The 13,196-nt window shown below is 71.7% G+C and carries 8 protein-coding genes; 1 reads left to right on the top strand and 7 read right to left on the bottom strand.

Annotated elements, in window-relative coordinates; translation table 11 throughout:
- Positions 1 to 36 precede the first annotated feature (36 nt).
- Positions 37 to 804 carry an SDR family NAD(P)-dependent oxidoreductase gene (locus ACFYP5_RS17525; protein ID WP_389036359.1) on the top strand — a complete coding sequence of 256 codons (768 nt, stop codon included), beginning with the start codon at positions 37 to 39 and terminating at the stop codon, positions 802 to 804.
- A 64-nt stretch (positions 805 to 868) separates the two neighbouring features.
- Here ACFYP5_RS17525 and ACFYP5_RS17520 read toward each other — a convergent pair whose 3' ends face one another.
- Genes ACFYP5_RS17520 through ACFYP5_RS17490 form a run of 7 tightly spaced genes read right to left on the bottom strand, consistent with a single transcriptional unit; the run spans position 869 to position 13,166 of the window.
- Positions 869 to 1,750: a peptidoglycan-binding protein gene (locus ACFYP5_RS17520; protein WP_389036356.1), complete on the bottom strand. Its 882-nt coding sequence runs from the start codon at positions 1,748 to 1,750 to the stop codon at positions 869 to 871.
- A 28-nt stretch (positions 1,751 to 1,778) separates the two neighbouring features.
- Positions 1,779 to 3,359, bottom strand: coding sequence for a DUF6519 domain-containing protein (locus ACFYP5_RS17515; RefSeq protein WP_389036353.1), 1,581 nt, complete (start codon positions 3,357 to 3,359; stop codon positions 1,779 to 1,781).
- A gap of 46 nt (positions 3,360 to 3,405) precedes the next feature.
- Entirely contained in the window at positions 3,406 to 5,565 is a 2,160-nt protein-coding gene (locus tag ACFYP5_RS17510; protein ID WP_389036350.1) for a hypothetical protein, read from the bottom strand.
- Positions 5,562 to 9,296 (bottom strand): putative baseplate assembly protein, encoded by a 3,735-nt coding sequence (locus tag ACFYP5_RS17505; RefSeq protein WP_389036347.1) that lies wholly within the window; start codon positions 9,294 to 9,296, stop codon positions 5,562 to 5,564. Before ACFYP5_RS17505 ends, ACFYP5_RS17510 begins: the two co-directional genes overlap by 4 nt.
- Positions 9,293 to 12,460, bottom strand: coding sequence for a putative baseplate assembly protein (locus ACFYP5_RS17500; RefSeq protein ID WP_389036344.1), 3,168 nt, complete (start codon positions 12,458 to 12,460; stop codon positions 9,293 to 9,295). The genes ACFYP5_RS17505 and ACFYP5_RS17500 overlap by 4 nt, the downstream gene beginning before the upstream one ends.
- Positions 12,457 to 12,834, bottom strand: coding sequence for a GPW/gp25 family protein (locus ACFYP5_RS17495; RefSeq protein ID WP_389036342.1), 378 nt, complete (start codon positions 12,832 to 12,834; stop codon positions 12,457 to 12,459). Before ACFYP5_RS17495 ends, ACFYP5_RS17500 begins: the two co-directional genes overlap by 4 nt.
- Positions 12,831 to 13,166 carry a hypothetical protein gene (locus tag ACFYP5_RS17490; protein ID WP_389036339.1) on the bottom strand — a complete coding sequence of 112 codons (336 nt, stop codon included), beginning with the start codon at positions 13,164 to 13,166 and terminating at the stop codon, positions 12,831 to 12,833. The genes ACFYP5_RS17495 and ACFYP5_RS17490 overlap by 4 nt, the downstream gene beginning before the upstream one ends.
- Positions 13,167 to 13,196: the final 30 nt, after the last annotated feature.

Here is a 13,196-nt window from a genome sequence, read left to right as displayed (position 1 = left end):
TTGGCAGCAGCGCGCCCATGCCGTGAACTTCAGCCCATGACATACACAAATGAGGTACGACGCACGGCAATTGTCACCGGTGCGGCACGCGGCATCGGTGCCGCGGTGGCCAGGCAGCTGGCCCACGACGGCCTGGCGGTCGGCGTGATCGACCTGGACGAGGCGGACTGCGCGGGCACGGTGGAGGCCATCAGGGGCGACGGCGGTACGGCGGTGGCGGTCGCCGCCGACGTCGCCGACGAGGCCGCGGTGACCGCCGCCGTCTCCCGGGTCACCACGGAGCTGGGTCCGCCGACGGTGCTGGTCAACAACGCCGGTGTCGGTCCCCGTGCCGACCTCGTGGAGATGACCACGGAACAGTGGGACACGGTCCTGGGGGTCAATCTGCGGGGGCCGTTCTTCGCCACACGGGCCGTCACCCCACACATGATCGCGGCCGGCTGGGGGCGGATCGTCACCATGTCGAGCATCTCCGCGACCGGCGACGCCGCCCGTGTCGACTACGCCAGCGCGAAGGCGGGTCTGCTCGGCTTCACCAAGTCGCTCGCCCTGCAGCTCGGCCGGCACGGCATCACGGCCAACGCCATCGCCCCGGGCTTCGTGGTGAGCGACATGACCAGGACCTCGGCCCGCCGGCTGGGCCTCGGCTTCGAGGAGTTCCAGCGCAACGCGGTGCAGTCCATTCCGGTCGGGCGAGTGGGTCAACCGGAGGACATCGCCCATACGGCGTCCTACCTCGTGAGTCCCGGGGCGGGGTTCGTCTCCGGCCAGGTCATCTATGTGGCGGGCGGGCCGGTGGACTGACATCACCGCCCGGGCGGCTCTTGTCGAGGAGAGGTCCGCCCGGCCGGCGTCGGGTGGCGGTGGATCAGACGTTGGGCACCTTGAGCCTGTCCCAGCTCGCCTTGCCCGGAATGCCGTCCGCGTCGGTCCCCGAGAAGCCCAGCTTGCGCTGCCACGCGGCGTAAGACTTGCGGTCCGCCTCCGACCAGTCCGGGCCCGGGCCGACCTCGTACCTTCCGCAGCCCTCGGCCACCAGTCTCTTTCCCATCGCTGTGATGACGGCGCTGTGCCGGCCCACCCGGAAGAACGTGGCTCCGGGGAACGGCTCCAGCTTGGCCGGGGGCTTCGACGGCGGCTTCGACGGGCCGTCGGGCGTGCCGCCGAGACGTGCCCTGATCCGGCTGCGCATCGAGTCCATGGTGAACCCGCGCGGGTCGATCTTCCCCGGCTGCCACTCCTTGTGGCCGATCACCGAGCGGTGCGACCAGCCGTGGGCCCGGCAGATCGCGGCCGCCGCCTTCTCGATGGCCTCCAGCTGAGCCGCCGGCCAGGGGTCCTTGCCGTCGCCGAGGTTGACGCACTCGAAGCCGTAGAAGGAGCGATTGCCGTCGGTGTTGGCCTCGTTGTCGGCGGGCAACGTCGATTCGTTGATCACCGCGCGCAGGACGTCGTCGTCGCCGAGTCCGGCATGGTTGGCACGGCCGTTTCCGACCAGGTGGACCGTGCCGTCCTTGGCTATCACGCCGTGGCACAGCGGACCCGGCAGGCTCGAATGGCCGTTGTAGCAGATGTCCACGGAGTTCTGCGTGCCCGAGGTCACGGTGTGATGGATCATCACGCCGTGCATGGGCCCCCACGGACCCTTGTGGTTGCGGTTGTGCGTGCGCCAGCTCCGTTGCTCGACAACGTGCAGCCCTTCGTCCCGGAGGGCCTTGAGCAGTCTGTCGGCGGTCAGAGGCGTTGCCATCGTGGTGCTCCTCTTCTCTGGTGATGCATCAGTTCTCGCGCTGGGCCTCGTCGTCCTGCGCCGTCGTCGGCACGCCCGGCCCGGTTGCGGCGGAGGCCTCCGCCGCCTTGGCTTCCTCCTCGGCCGCAGCCTCCGCCGCCAGCTCCTCGTCGTTCGCGGCGGGGATGACGGCAGCCAGCGGTCCGAACGTCATCCGCAGATCCGGGACCGAGCCCTCCCCCAGTACCCAGGCCAGCGGTGCGTAGTGGACCTGGATACCCATCGGGGACCGCAGCAGCGGCCGGCGGGCCACGTCCGTCGGCCATTCGACATTCCCCGTCGCCGTACGGGCCGGAAGGGTCCAGAAGTCACCGGCCCGATACGTCCTGCCGGGCTCGAAGTACACGAGTACTCCGTCCTCCAGCGGCAGCCAGCCGCCTTCCTCGACACGGAGCGCGCCACCCCGCAGCTTGGCTGCGGCCTGCTTCGTACGCCCCGGTCCTGCCCCGTGCCGGGAAGCCGGCCGCTGGTCCCAGCGTCGCAGGAACGGGTGGAGTTCGGGGCGCCGTCCGACCGAAGGATCCGGCTCGCCGGAGAGCCGCACCCGCCGCCCCGGCAGGTCGACCTCCTCGACGCGCAACAGCGGCAGCGGCTCGCCCCGGCTGGTGTAGGCGGTGTCCACGAGCTCCACCCAGTCGCCCACGTTCAGGTCGAGCTTGTCGTCGCTGCCGAGGGAGGCCAGCTCCACCCACGTACCGTCGAGTCCGTCGACCGGGAAGGTCACCGAGCCGTTCTCCCGCGACCACTTGAAGGTCGCGTCCTCGGCCGCTCCGCCCTCGTGGATCTCCACGCGGTACATCTGGTTCTCCTGGCCCCGGTACCGGGCGTCCGGCTTCACCAGGCAGGGGTCCTCGTCGGCGTGCTCGGGACGCTCGCTGCGCGCCGCCATCCGCGCGGTCGGCGCCTGTTCCGCCACCCACTGCGCGAACGCGGCGCGGACCTCGTCCTTGCTCGCCCCGTCCGCCAGGTCCAGCTGTGTGCCGGGCAGCGGCAGCACCTGCCATACGGTCTTGAGCCGGGCTGCGGTGTCGGGCATCGCCGAGCCCAGCGCCACCTCGCGCAGCAGCGGGTCCTCGGCCGCGGTCACCGAGCGCTCCCACACCTTGAGGTAGGCCAGATAAGGGAATTGGCCGGGCAGGCGGTCACCTGGGCGTTCCGCGTCCCGGTATCCGTCCGGCTGGTCCCAGTACGTCCAGGTCGCCGCAGGCTGCTCGTCAGCCGGGCCCTCCTTGTCGCCGTCCTCCGTGGCGTGTCCGTCGTCGACGACCGGGACGCCGGCCTGCGGACGCGTCGCGTCCACCAGAATGCCGTCCACGTAGTAGCGGCCGCCGCCGATGGACAGATCGTCCAGCTCCCGGCCACCGCTCACGAAAGCCAGCGCGAAGCCGGTGGCGCCGCCCGGACCGCCGTGCTGCCCGATCAGATCGGCGGCGGTCGTACGAGCCTGCAGAAGCTGGATGGCGGCCTGCTCATTGGCGTCCGCGTCGAGCTGTACCCGGCCCTGCTGTGCGATCACCGCCGAGTAGTGCCGGTCCGGCCGGAAGGTGATGCGGGAGATGTCTGCGTGCATGGGAAGGGGTCCCCCTCGGAAGTTCGTACGTCGGTGAGAAGTCGTGTCAGGTGACGGGGATGATCCCGGCGTCGGTACCGGCCGGGGTGTACTCGGCGAGGCGGGCCCGCAGGCTGTCCTCGCGCTGCGGCTGGTAGAGGTCGTGGAAGGCGCCCATCTCGGCGCCGTCCTCGGCACCGCGCCTGATCTCGTCGGCGCAGCCCCCGGCAGGCTGTCCGTACGCGGGAGTGCCGTACCGCTCGCCGGTGAACAGCGGCCGTACCCGCTGAGCCTCCTCGTGGCCTGCCAGGTCCGGTTGGCAGCGGTGCCGGCGTGGCGTCCGGGACCCGGGCGGCACGTACGAGAAGCGCACGCAGCCGATGCCCCGCCGGGCCACCCGCATCGGCCCGGTGAAGATGCTGTTCTCGGCGATCTCCACCGCGTGGGTGTGGACCTCGCCGATGACGGTGGTCCGGTGCGCGTACAGCACGGCATGCGCGTGGCGGCAGTCCGGCGCCGAGAGCGCCGCCCGGTCGTGTCCTGTGGCATCGAGGATGCTGTCCCGGATGTGGATGGGCAGCGGGTCGTGGCGCACCTCGTCGCCGATGACCTCGATGGTGCCCAGGATGCTGCGCTCGATGGACACGCACGCGGTGGTCCGGTCCAGGACCAGGCTCGGTTCGTCGGGCGAGTGCGGGTCACACTCCGGCTCCAGCGACCAGCCCGGTACGAGCGTGCAGTGCCGCAGCACGACCGCGCCGACCGGGCCGGTGACATTGAGCCCGCGACCGGTGATCAGCAGACCGTCTAGCACGATCCGTGGAGCCTCACCCTCGCAGTCCTCCTGGGCGCGGATGTTGAGCGCGTCGGGCCGGTTGCTGTACCAGTCGAGCAGCCGGATCACCGGCCGTGTGCCCTCGGCGGCCCGCACTTCGAGGCGGTCGCCCGGGTCCAGGTCGAAGTCCAGCTGCTCCTGGTAGGCGCCGCTGTGCGTGATCTCGATGACGCCGTCGGGGCCGCAGTGCCCGGAACGCCGGTCGCGCTGCCAGTCGTTGTACGCATCCATGATCCGCTGGTAGCTCTGGCCGGGGCCGACGCGGTAGAACTTGGCGGCCGTCGGTGTCTCCCGGTCGCGCGGGTACTCCCCGCCGCCCGTGTCGTCCGCGAACGCGTAGTGGTAGGTGACCCACACGCCCTGCCGCGGCGCGGACCGCGAGCCGAAGGCGATCCGGCCGAGGGCCGGATCGACCGCCACCTGGCCGCGCTTGGCCCGGTAGCGCCAGTGGGTCAGATCCGCCACCACGATGTCCGACAGCGGCACCGGCTCGTCCTGGCCGTCGCGCCAGATCGTGAAGCTCTTGCCCGGCCCGTAGTAGTCGGCGAGCCGGTCGGCGAGCTGCCGGCGGCGGATGTACGCGGGAACGTTGTCGATCGTCGCGACATGGGTCGCCGACGGCTCCGGCACCGGCTTGGTCACCAGCGGAGTGTCATTGCCGAGAATCGAGAAGGTGTAGAGGTTGCGGGCCCGGTCGATGCAGTACGCGGGTGAGCGGGTCAGGGGATACGGCTTCAGCCGCCAGACGAAGAGACCGACCCCGGCCGGCGAGTAACCGCCCTGGGTGCGGGCCGAGTTGCTCCGTCGTACATTCACCGACTGCGCGATCGTGCCGAAGGGTCCGCCCGCAAGGTCCAGCGCGGCCCCTTCCCGTACGTCCACGAGCCTGCCGCGCTGCAGGCGGCGTCCGTCGGCGGCCTCCGTGCCCGATCCGTACAGCTTCACGGGCTGCTGGTGGGAAACGAGCCGGGAGAACTCCACGGCCCGCGAAGGCCATCCGGCCACGTCCTCCGCCAGCTCCTCGAGCAGCGCGAGGGTGCCCTTGCGCCGTCGGTTGGCGACCGTGGCGGCCACATCGCGGCGCGGCGCCAGGGCCTCGGCGAGGCGCAGCCGCGAATCGTCCCCACCCTCGCCCTCAAGTCCCTGTGCCTGCACGCGCTCATAGCCCGGCAGGGGTGAGTAGCCGACCAGATCGCCCAGGTACGGAAGCACCCAGGGCGCGGCCGTCTCGACGAACCAGTCCTCGTACCCCTGCTCGACTCCGTCCCGCACCCGGTCCACCTGCTCGGCCATCACCGCGAGCAGCGCGCGCAGCGGCTCGCCGCCCTCGGCGTCCCGCAGGCGGTGCCATTGCGGGAGCAGATCCGCGAGGCCGTCCGGTTCCCTGGTCATGAAGTGACCTCCGTCAGAATCAGCGTGTCCGCTACATGTGGGGAGAGCAGGGCGAGCTGGGCCGGCCGGATGCCGCGGAAGACGAACACGGCCCGGCCGTTCGCCAGCCGCCGGGTATCGGTGATGTCCGGATTCAGCCGCAGCAGTTCGGCGAGCGAGATGCCGTACCTGGCGGCGACCTGGGTGAGCGTCTCGCCGCCGTCGGCAGTGACACGGTGCACGTCCTCGTCGTATGCGGCGAGCCGGGCCCCGACAGCGGTGCGCGGCTGCGCGAGCGAATCCGCGAGTCCGGTCAGCTCATCGGGTGTCACGGACGCGGGCACACCGGTGAAGACATCCACGTCGACGTAGTCGACGCCGGGCACCGCGTGGGCCGTCGCCAGGAGCTCGGACAGTCGCGCGGGGCGGCCCAACTCACGCCGACCGCTGCCGAATTGGCTCAGCAGCGCCTGGCGCAGCCGCGGTTCGACGACACTCCAGGTGTGGTCGGGGGCGACCTTCACCTTCGCCGCGACGAGCAGCAGCACGAGTTCGCGTACGTCCACCTGGACCGGAAGGCGCGAGTCGCCGTACTCGGCGAGCGAGGAGCGCAGAGCCCGCAGCACCTCGGAGTCGTGCGCGATCGCGATGTCGTCGACCCCGGCGACCGTCACGTGCAGGATCCGCCGCCGCCCGTCGAAGATCTCGCGCGCCGCGGCCCGGCCGATGCCGGCCCGCGAGCGGGCGAAGTCCTCATAGTCCGTGAGGGAGACGAGCCGGTCCAGCGCAGAGACCGCGAGCGGGATCGTTCGGCGGGTCAGGCCCGGACCGTCGGTCTCGGCGCCGCCCGTTGCGGGCTGGGGATTGGTGACGGCGGTGACGCCCAGCGGCCGGGTGATCGCTTGGGTGATGCGGTCCGCTCCGACGTTGGCAGCCCGGCCGGTGCCGAAGCGGTACCGGGCCCGGACGTTCTCGTGCCCCGTGGGCAGCCGCGCGCCGTGCGTCCCGTCGCCGAACGTCACGGTCGCGCGCCCGTCCCCGGCCGTGCCCGAGACATAGACGCGCTCGCGCGGCCCGCGTCCGGCCAGGCTGTCCACTTCGTGCCACAACAGCCCGTCCACGCGTACCTCGAGCGCCGGGGTGGCCCCCAGCGGATTGCCGGCGGGAAGCCAGGTCAGCGGCGACTGCCAGAGCGTGAACGTCTGGTTGGTCCGGCCGGCGTCGCCGCTGCCGATCGGCTCGTCACGGCTCTCGCCGTGCGTCGCGGGCACGACGTTGCCCTGAACGCGCACCGTGTCGCGCCGGTAGCGGTAGGCCAGATCCGTGGTGAGCGTCAGCCTTGTGTGGACATGGTCGCCGGGCAGCTGCGGGTCGAACCGCTGCTCCACCGAAGCGATCACCACCAGTTCGGTGCCGCGGATCCCGGCCGTGCCGGGGATGTCGGTGCGCTCTCCCGACACCACCAGATGACGGCCGGGCCGCAACCCGTCGTACAGCTCGGCGAGTTCGAGTTCATTGCCGTGGACCTCCTCGGGCAGCGGCTCGTCGGCGGGGCGCAGCGCCTCGCCGCCCGCGTGGACGGTGGCGTCCCGGATCGCCGAGAGCAGCACGTCGTGCTCGTCCAGCCACGGATCGGCGAGCGTCAGCTCGGTGCCACGGCCGGTGATCCCGTAGTTGGTGTACGCGGCCGTGCGCACGGCGGTGACGCGGGTGGTCACGAGCGCGAGCTTCTTGTCGCCCGGGATGCCGTCGGGTTCCCCGGAGCCCTTGCGGGGACGCTCGATCGCGACCCAGCTGCCGACGGTGATCCCGTCCTGCACGGAGTCGAGCGGAAGCACATGACGGTCCGCCTGCTCGGGCACGGTCACGATGCCGATCTCGACATTCGCGGGCTCGCTGCCGACCGTGTACCGCGCCGTCACCTCCACACCGCCGTGGGTGACCTGCTTGTGCTCGCCGGGAGTCAGCAGCCAGTTGAGCGGCCGGCCGTTCTGCACGGCCACATGCACACGCCCGTCCTCGGCCGGCCTCGACACGAACAGCGTCCGCTCCGGAAGCCCTTGGGAGAACTCGGCCGTCACACCGGGCTCCTGCGAGTCCGCAGGGCGCCTGGTCAGCCAGCTCAGATCGTGGTCCTGGCCCACCCGGGTCTGCAGCGAGACCCTGCCCGGCCCCAGACCGAAGCTCGTGTCCGCGGGCAGATTCTCCGAACGCTGCCAGGAGGACCCCGTCTCGATGTGCTGGAACTCGGCGCGCACCGGAACCCGTCCGGCCGTGTCGTACACGATCCGCATCGTGGTGAGTTCTCCGCCGCTCACGGGCCAGTCCGTCTGCCGGATCACCCGCCCACGTTCGTCCTGCACGGGCTTGAGCGGTGCCGTCGCCCCGAACGGCACGGCGGTCACCCGCATCGCCTGAAGCTCCCGCAGCAGCGCGGGCGCGGCGGGCGCCGCCCGCCGCCACGCCGCGTACATGCCGTCGGCGACCCGCGGATCGAGCGCCGACAGCAGCTGAGCCCCGAGATCGGAACCCGGCGCGTAGTAACGGCCCGGATCGAGCGTGCGCGCCCCCGACGGGGGCCGCACCACACGGGTGCGCAGTGCGGGGAGTACGGCCCCCAGCGCCCGCATGGCGGGCGAGTCGGCAGCGGCCGCGGGCGCATCCGGGCGGGAAGGTTCCAGATCGGCCGCACGCTCCATCAGCTCGCCGACCACGGCCTCCAACTGCTCGAACCAGGCGGCCACTTCCTCGTACGGCGCGGCTATCGCCTGCGCCTCCGCAAGCCGGTCGTGCGGCTCGACGAGCCGCGTCGCGAACTGCGCGGGCGTCCTGATGCCGGCCAGGTCCGCACGCAGCGGCGCGAGCACCTGGGCGTCGAAGTCCTCGATGATCCGGCTGACAGGGCGCGGGGCGGGGTTGTCGGGGGTGGGCTCACCCTCCTCGTCCTCGGTGATCCACTCGCTCAGCTCGGACACCAGCTCGGACAGCGAGGGCGGGGCGGACTGCGGCAGCCCGATCGCCGTGATCTCGTCGTCCCGGTCGATGCGGATGCGCGCCACCGGAAGGAGCAGCCGCTGACCGGGGGTGTCCTTGTCCCCACCGAAGACGAACAGCAGTCTGTCCCCGGTCTGCAGGGAGATGTCGGTCCCCGAGACGAAGATCTCCGGGCGCTTGCGCAGACCGTCCGGCGTGAGCGGCGCCGGCCGCCGCCGACGCACCGCCAGCTCGTTCCACGCCCAGCGTGCGATGAGGTCCTCGCTGGTCTCGAAGGCCTGGGACTCCTCGTCGGAGGCGCTGGGCACGCTGTTGGCGCGCGCGCCGCGCGGGATCAGCACCGGCACGTCCTCGGCCCGCGGATCCCTGTCCAGCGTGTACGCGAGATGGGTGTCGGCGGCGATGCCCGGACGCGGCCGGTGTCCCACGAGACGCCCCAGCAGAGCCAGCGACCGGTGTTCGTCGGCCGTGCGCAGATATCCCTCGTCGGCGATGCGCTCGGAGTGGAAGGTGAGCAGATCGCCCACGACCGCCCACGCGTCGAGCAGTCCGATCGACGGATCGTCCGGGGTGCGGACGGTCAGCCCGCGTAGCGCCGGATAGGCGGGTGAGGCGAGCCGGTCGAGCATGGCCGCCAGGAACGAGCCGTACTCGCCGACCCGGTAGTTGAGGGCAGTGTGGCCCGGCGCGTTGTACAGGGCCTTGGGCGCGTGGCGTTCGTCGTGCCCGCCGCAGCCGCAACCGCAAGATCCGCTCATCGCCTACCTCCGCCGAGCTCGATCGAAAGCCGGCCCAGCTCGGGCCGGTCCGGGTCGTTGTCGCAACGCGCGATCTCCAGCGGGCCGAGCCGCAGCACGCCTGCCTCCAGTGCCGTGTCATCGAGTGGATCTTCGTGGAACAGCCGGCGCAGCCGGGTCACCCGTACGCTCTCCACGCCGTGCACCGCCGCGGCCACCGCCACCAGTCGGCTGAGCCGCACCGGTTCACCGAAGGTCAGCGCGTCGGGATGGAAGAAGCCGAGACGTCCGCCGGTCAGCGGGCGGTTGCCGAGGAGTCGGTACAGCTCGGCGAGAATCTGGCCGTGCTGATGACCGGGCACCGCGCACACCGTCAGCGCGATGTCCAGCGGCACGGACCGCGCGGGCCCGACCACCAGGTCGTGCCCGATCCGGCGGTAGCTCTCCAGGGCGTACGCCACCGAGTCGAGCAGCTCGGGGGACGCGTCCCCGCTACCCAGTGCGTCGACGGCGACATGCGCCTCCTGCACACTGCCGGTCCAGCGGATCTCGGCGGCCGCGCGCTGCACTCCGGGCAGCTGGGATGCCAGTGCCGCATAGTCCTTGGCGGTGACGGCCCGCAGCCGCGTGCGCTTCAGGTCGAGCGGGGCGAGCTGGCGCACCTGCTCGACCGGCTCGGGCTCGGTGCCGCCGACGGCGGGCAGCGGATTGCGTACGCCCGCCACGGGCAACGGCTCGTCTGCGTCGGACTCGTCCGGATCCCGGCACAGCACCAGGTGGTTGATGGCCTCCGCGCCGACGTTGCCGGCGGTGCCGCCGCCGAGCCGGTAGTGCAGCTCCAGCCGCGCGCCCGGCTGCGGGCGGGCGCCGTGGCGCCCGTCCCCGAACCGCAGCGCGATCCGGCCGTCGTCCTCCAGCTCACCGACGAAGTGCCGCTCGCGCGCACCCGAGTCGAGTAGGTCCCGCTTCGCGGTCCACCACGTCTCGCCGTCCCCGACCGTCACGGCGGGAAGCGCGGCCCGCGGATCCTGAACGAGCGCGGCCGCGGGACCCCGCAGCACCGGCTCGTCCGGATCGATCCCCGCCGCGTACTCGGCGCCCCAGGTGTGGGTGATCTCCCAGGCGATCGAATCGTCCAGCACCGCACCGGCCCGCGCCCGGGCCGACAGCACATCCAGACGACGCAGCTTCGCGGCCAGCAGCCGCTCGCTGCGGTGCAGCAGCTCCCGCAGCGCGGGCACCGGATGACGGCGCAGCTCGAAACGCTCCAGCACGTGCAGCCCGAACAGCACCGTCAGCTCCGTGATTTCGTCCTCTGTGAGTCCGTCGCAGTCGCGGGCGCTGCGCCACAGCTCCACCAGCCGCTGCCGGACGCGTCCGGGGATGGCGGCCAGCCGGGTGGACTGTCCCGCCGAGACATGACGCGGGTCGGGGAACGGCACCGACTGGACGACGGGCGAGCGATGCAGCACCGGCCTGAAGCGCGCCGGGATTCCGGGGTAGACGACCTGGGCCAGCAGGGTCTCAAGCGCTCCGGCCTGCTCGTAGGCGGTGCCGGGGACGACCTTCGCCCGTCGGCGGCCCGCGAGTTCCAGGCCGAGACCGGCGCGTCCCGTCCGGTCCTCGCCGACAACGGTGAACAGCTCCCGTATCTGGTCAGCTGTCAGAAGCCGGCCACAACGGGTCTGCTCCAGAAGGGCGTTGATGAGAACTGCCGTGGAGTTCCCCTCCTTGCGGTCCCAGCAGCCGAAGCCGGACGGCTCGCAGGACCCGAGGACGGCGGGCGCGGGAGGCACGGTGGCCGTCTCCGGCATTTCACCGCGGAACGTCAGAGAGCGCCCGTGATCGACGAGCACGACATTCCCGCGCGCCACGCTCACGTCCTCGACCGGCTCGCAGTCCTTGCCGCCCCGCGTCGACAGACGGACGGGGAGGGCCAGCGCGTCCTCCTGCGCCCAGCTGACCTCCAGTACCGGCTGGTCGGCCAGCCGGTCCACGCCCGGCGTGACCGAGGTGAGGCGTACGGCCTGGCGGTGGGCGGGGTCGGCGTCGCCCGGCGTACCGGAGCGTGCCCCGAGCACCTCCTCGATCAGCAGCAGATCGCCAGGAGCCAGCTCCAGTGACCTGACCGAGCACTCCTCGTCCGCCCACGCGTCCCGCAGTGTCGCGGAAGTGGCGCCCTTGGGCAGCGAGCACACCTCGTCGCCCCAGGTCCAGAAGCGGATGGTGTTGTGCTCGGGGCGCAGCGCCAGCGGCTCGTCGGCCACGACCGGCTCGAACACCTCGACCGATCCTCGCTCGTCCAGCACGGCCAGGTCCCGGTCGTCGATGACGGTGCCGATCGCGGGCCGGTCGCGCGGCCCCAGGCTGCGGACGTCGACGGCCGCGAAGCGGTACGTGCCGGGCCCCAGCGTCATCTCCCGTACGGTCTCGACCGCGACGAAAGCGCGCGCGTTGACACCGTCGTGCATCGGGTAGTCGATGAGCCGCACATGGCGGCGTAAGGAGACGCGGCGGCGGGCCGTGTCGAGATACGCCTCCGTGGCCACCGCGTCCTGCTGATATGTGATCCGGTCGGCGGTGTGCGCGAGCAGCTCGACCAGCGTGGTGCCCAGGTCGGCAGCGTTGCGTTCCACCCAGTCCGGCGTGGTCAGCGCCAGCCGGTCCAGGATCAGGCGGCGGATCGTGTCGTAGTCGCGCGCGGTGTAGTCGATGACCGGCGCGGCAGGGAAGGCAGGCGGGCAGTCGGGCTGCTCGTCCTTGCAGTCGAAGGGGGTCGGGCAGCCGGGCCGGAAGTCGAACCCGGCGGAGAAGTACCGCTGGTCGAAGCCGGGAAAGGGCCCGGTGCCGGGCCGTCCGTAGGGATCGGTGTCCACGACGGAGAGCGTGTACCGGGACGTGTCGCCGGTGCGGTCCAGCGTGACGAACAGCCGGTCGTCGAGCTCCGGGTCCTCCTCGCGCTCGACGGACACCTCGACGGCCTCGATGCCGGAGATCCGCCGGCCGCCGTCGATGCGTATGTTCTCCGGGCACAGCCCATGGGGCGCCTTGCCGAGGAAGGTGACGGTGAGGGTCAGCCCGTCGTCACCGACCTCCACGGCGTCCACGCCGCCGAGCTGCGCAGCCCGCACCTTGACGCGCCTGCCGTCCGTACGGCGGACCAACTCGTTGTTCGTACCGCTCATGCCGGGCCGCTCCCCTCGAACACGTCGTCGCGCCGGCTCGCGGTGGAGCGCACCACGTAGCGCAGATACACCCGGACCACGTTCTCCTCGCTGACCACGTCCAGGGACTCCACCTCGATCAGCTCACCCAGCCAGCGCTGCAGGGATGCCTGCACCGACAGCTCCAGCGCGGAGGCCAGCTCGGGGCTGTTGGGCGTGAAGACCAGATCGAGCAGCCCGCAGCCGAAGTCGGGGCGCATCACACGCTCGCCGGGACTGGTGAACAGCAACTGCTCGATCAGGTCGCGTACATGCTCGTCATGAGCCGCGTGCGCGGTGCGTCCCCGCCGGTCGGTCCGGAAGGGGAAGGCGATATCGCTCCTCGTCCCCGTCATCGGGAGGACACCCCCCGCGCGGCTGCGGTCACGACCGGCGGGCCCTGCGGCACGAGCGCGGCGCTGAAGCAGAGCGCGGACGAGCTCTCCAGCAGCACGGACCGGCCGTCGATCAGCACACCACCGCGCTCCGGCGTCCAGCGGACCGTCACACACGGATGCAGTACGCCGTCGACCGTATGCCGGCAGCCGCTCACCGCGAAGACATCCGTCACGCTGGGCACGGACAGCCCGTCGATCCGGACTCCGGACGACGGGGCGGAGGCGGGCGTGACACGGCCGCCGTGCGGGCAGCTGATCGCCGAGCCGCTGTTCACCAGATTCCCGGACACCACGTATCTCCCCGTTCTTGTCGTACTCGT

The organism is Streptomyces sp. NPDC005262 (genome assembly GCF_042872425.1).
Classification (GTDB): domain Bacteria; phylum Actinomycetota; class Actinomycetes; order Streptomycetales; family Streptomycetaceae; genus Streptomyces.
This window is presented reverse-complemented; position numbering and strand designations above follow the sequence as displayed.

What these genes read in the sequence shown, in the direction of transcription:
- ACFYP5_RS17525 (WP_389036359.1), top strand. Translation starts at nt 37, where the DNA reads ATGACATACACAAATGAGGTACGACGCACGGCAATTGTCACCGGTGCG.
- ACFYP5_RS17505 (WP_389036347.1), bottom strand. Translation starts at nt 9,296, where the DNA reads ATGAGCGGATCTTGCGGTTGCGGCTGCGGCGGGCACGACGAACGCCAC.
- ACFYP5_RS17515 (WP_389036353.1), bottom strand. Translation starts at nt 3,359, where the DNA reads ATGCACGCAGACATCTCCCGCATCACCTTCCGGCCGGACCGGCACTAC.
- ACFYP5_RS17500 (WP_389036344.1), bottom strand. Translation starts at nt 12,460, where the DNA reads ATGAGCGGTACGAACAACGAGTTGGTCCGCCGTACGGACGGCAGGCGC.
- ACFYP5_RS17510 (WP_389036350.1), bottom strand. Translation starts at nt 5,565, where the DNA reads ATGACCAGGGAACCGGACGGCCTCGCGGATCTGCTCCCGCAATGGCAC.
- ACFYP5_RS17520 (WP_389036356.1), bottom strand. Translation starts at nt 1,750, where the DNA reads ATGGCAACGCCTCTGACCGCCGACAGACTGCTCAAGGCCCTCCGGGAC.
- ACFYP5_RS17495 (WP_389036342.1), bottom strand. Translation starts at nt 12,834, where the DNA reads ATGACGGGGACGAGGAGCGATATCGCCTTCCCCTTCCGGACCGACCGG.